This window comes from Bradyrhizobium sp. LeoB3, assembly GCF_055456055.1.
Genome location: NZ_JBVBEF010000239.1, coordinates 1 through 2779 on the forward strand (window position 1 = coordinate 1; position 2779 = coordinate 2779).

The following is a 2779-nucleotide window of genomic DNA, read 5'->3' on the forward strand; positions in this document are numbered from 1 at the left end:
GAGGCGGTGCTGCTTGACCTCGGAGAGATCGCCATCGAGCTGAGCCAGCGGTGCGCCGAGCGCGGCGAGATCCCGGAGCCATTGGCGGCGTTCATCGGCCGCCATGGTGAACCGCCCGCGTCCAGCTGGCACTGCCCATGGACTATAGCAAGTCGGGTCATCATGACGCTTGCGAGTACGGCGGTTGCGTTTGTGATGTCTTGATCCGCCACAGCGCCGATTGGCCTTTGCCTTCACGCGCGAGGATGCCGGCTTTTTCCAGCCGCCACAGACTTATGAGAAGCGCAGAGACTTTGCCGGGCAGCGTTTCGTGAATGGACACGTCATGGCCGAGTTTCAGCATCTCCCGCACAATGGCTTCTGCCGTCATCGGCCCGTGCTTGGCAAGAATCTCGCCAACAATTTTCAGCCGCGTGCTGCTCAATTCATTCGCCCACCTGATCGTAATAATGGTCTTGCGAAAGATCGTGTCGACCAATTCCTCGTTCTCGTAGCCCTCGATCACGTCACAAGGTGGCAACAGCTTCCGTCGCAATTTTTGAATCAACGTCATGGCGTGCCACCTGCGCCGAATCTATTCCTGATATTAAAAACGCTGTTTACAATCAGAAACATTCGGAAACAGTGCGCGACACAAACATCGGCAAAGCGGCAACAGCCCGACCGCCCACCGCTGCCGCGCATGCTGGCTTTCGGTTGGCGGTGTCGGGAATGATGATGCCGCCAGCGGTCTTCTCTTCAGCTTCGATGCGCTCGACCACGACGCGATCGTGAAGCGGACGGAATTGCATACAGTCCTCCTTGACCTTTTGTGAATATTTTCTGGTTGGCAGTCGCAACGAGCGAGTGCTAACTGCTCTCACGTATACCAGTGACACCGGGGCGCAAGAGGTTCGGCCCTTCTCGCGCGTGTGCGCTTAAGTTGATGGCGTGAAGCCGGACAACCGTTGCCTGGGTCCCGGCCAATTGCTTTGCGGAGTACGCGCCGGAGCCGAACCCGGAGACCAAGAAGTAAAGACGTGGTGTGGTTTGCGCTGAACGAGGACCGGCCACTGTTCGCTTTCGCAGGCATTTGGACCGATGCGCGCGCCATGGGATGGGGCGAAAGCGTTGCAGCGACCGGTGCCGGATGAGGCGCTCCGGATCGTTGCGCGCGGGCGGACAAAGAAGATCAGGCCGCGGCAATATTGATGGTCCGTTGATGCCGCTAGACAAGGGCTTCCCCTGCGACCACCATAGAGGCCGGTGTTTGAGAGGAGAAAATTAGATGGGCATTCGCGGTACTATTGGCGCAACAGCCGCCTTGGCATTCGCACTAACCGTAGTATCGGACGCGACGCTCGCTCAGGCTGCTCCTCCGGCAAGGAGACCAACCGTTGCCGGGAAACCGGCTGTTGAAGCAAAGCCTAGCGCACCAATGGGCTGCAAGCTCGTCGGTACGGTCAAGGGCACAAAGCTCTGGGCAGGTGACTGTACGGCGGCGTCAGAGTTGAGATCAACAACTACCGGCGAGGGTGCTGCTCCTCAGGGGCCGCCCGATCAATCGACCGGGGCCGTTCCCAAAGAGCAGCAATAGAAGGTCCGGTTGACAAAGCAAACCTTGGCACCCGTCCCGAAGCCGCCTGGCAACACGTCATAACTCCCGGATTGTCAGGACGTAGGGCACCACGGAGGGGCCGATGGCGAGACCAGCTCAAAAGGATATTGACCGCAGGGCATACGAGCTTTGGGAGAAAGCTGGAATGCCTGCGGGACGAGATGAGGAGTTCTATCTTCAAGCGCTGCAAGAATTGCAGGAGGCACTCGATAAGAAACAGTCCGAGCGGCAGGAAGAGCTTAAACGGACTAACCGCGGCTTAGCCCAGACGTAGATTTTCTGCCGCTTGTTTGCCGCTGTGATTGGTTACCAGCTCATAGCTGACCTTCACGCCTTCAGCGAGCGAAGTGTAGCCTGCCTTCTCCACTGCCGAGATGTGCACGAATACATCGTTGCCACCGCCGTCCGGCGCAATGAACCCATAGCCTTTAGTCGGGTTGAACCACTTAACAGTCCCTATCGCCACGTCATTAGCTCCAAAAAAGAAAAACCACACCTTGGTATCTAGATCAATCGGAGGCGCAGCCGCAACTCCCGAACTTTGGGCGGCAAAAGCCCAGCGTCACATTTTCTTCAAAAACCCGATGCCAGGCTAGCTCGCAACGCCGATATGCAAGCCACGGCGACGACAAGAGCAAGAAGAATTCTCTCAGTTGAAGGCCTTCGACAGCAAGTTTGCTCCTGTGCCGGACACGTCTTCCAACTTACAGGTCCGATGCCAAGTGCCATCGATCGCCATCATGTGTGCGGCAAACCCCCGCTCAAAAATGACCCGCCGCGACTTGCGCTGCTCCATCGCCACAGCTCTAGCTCAAATAAACGAAACACCGATACCGCTACCCTTGCGCCTGGTCACAGTGCACGAGTAAATTTTGCCTCTCGGTACGATCAATGTGAATTGATCGGGAAGGCATGTGCGTCTTTGAGGGACATTGATGCGGCTCCTGTTCTGAGCGGAGGACCATCCCCCGCTGACAGGCGCCCGATGTGTCGGACTGAGCGCTGCAATCACCGCGCGGGCGCAGCCGGACCGGCGGCATGTTCGCACAGCCGACCCTCTGATGGCGTCAAGCGATCAGTCGGACCAAGGATCAGCGCCAAGAAGCGGGTTTGGTTCGTCGCGGCAGGAGCTTGCGAAAGAGCCTGGGCAGGCGGCATGACTTCAGCGCGTCAAGGCCGATG

3 protein-coding genes and 2 pseudogenes are annotated in these 2779 nt (G+C 58.0%); 1 reads left to right on the top strand and 4 read right to left on the bottom strand.

Annotated elements, in window-relative coordinates; genetic code table 11:
• Window positions 1–160 precede the first annotated feature (160 nt).
• Window positions 161–553, bottom strand: a complete 393-nt coding sequence (locus ACZXDY_RS45305) for a hypothetical protein (RefSeq protein WP_464349939.1) — start codon at window positions 551–553, stop codon at window positions 161–163.
• A gap of 130 nt (window positions 554–683) precedes the next feature.
• Window positions 684–791 (bottom strand): annotated as a pseudogene (locus ACZXDY_RS45310) (co-chaperone GroES); the annotation flags it as partial.
• 888 nt (window positions 792–1679) lie between these two features.
• Here ACZXDY_RS45310 and ACZXDY_RS45315 point away from each other — a divergent pair.
• On the top strand, window positions 1680–1871 hold the full coding sequence (locus ACZXDY_RS45315; RefSeq protein WP_464349940.1) for a DUF2934 domain-containing protein: 192 nt from the start codon (window positions 1680–1682) through the stop codon (window positions 1869–1871).
• Here ACZXDY_RS45315 and ACZXDY_RS45320 read toward each other — a convergent pair.
• Together ACZXDY_RS45320 and ACZXDY_RS45325 are read right to left on the bottom strand one after the other, a co-directional pair.
• A complete protein-coding gene (locus ACZXDY_RS45320) occupies window positions 1857–2063 on the bottom strand; it encodes a cold-shock protein (protein ID WP_464349941.1) in 207 nt (68 codons plus the stop codon). The genes ACZXDY_RS45315 and ACZXDY_RS45320 overlap by 15 nt on opposite strands.
• 43 nt (window positions 2064–2106) lie before the next feature.
• Window positions 2107–2393, bottom strand: a pseudogene (locus ACZXDY_RS45325) (PilZ domain-containing protein).
• Between the last annotated feature and the right edge of the window lie 386 nt (window positions 2394–2779).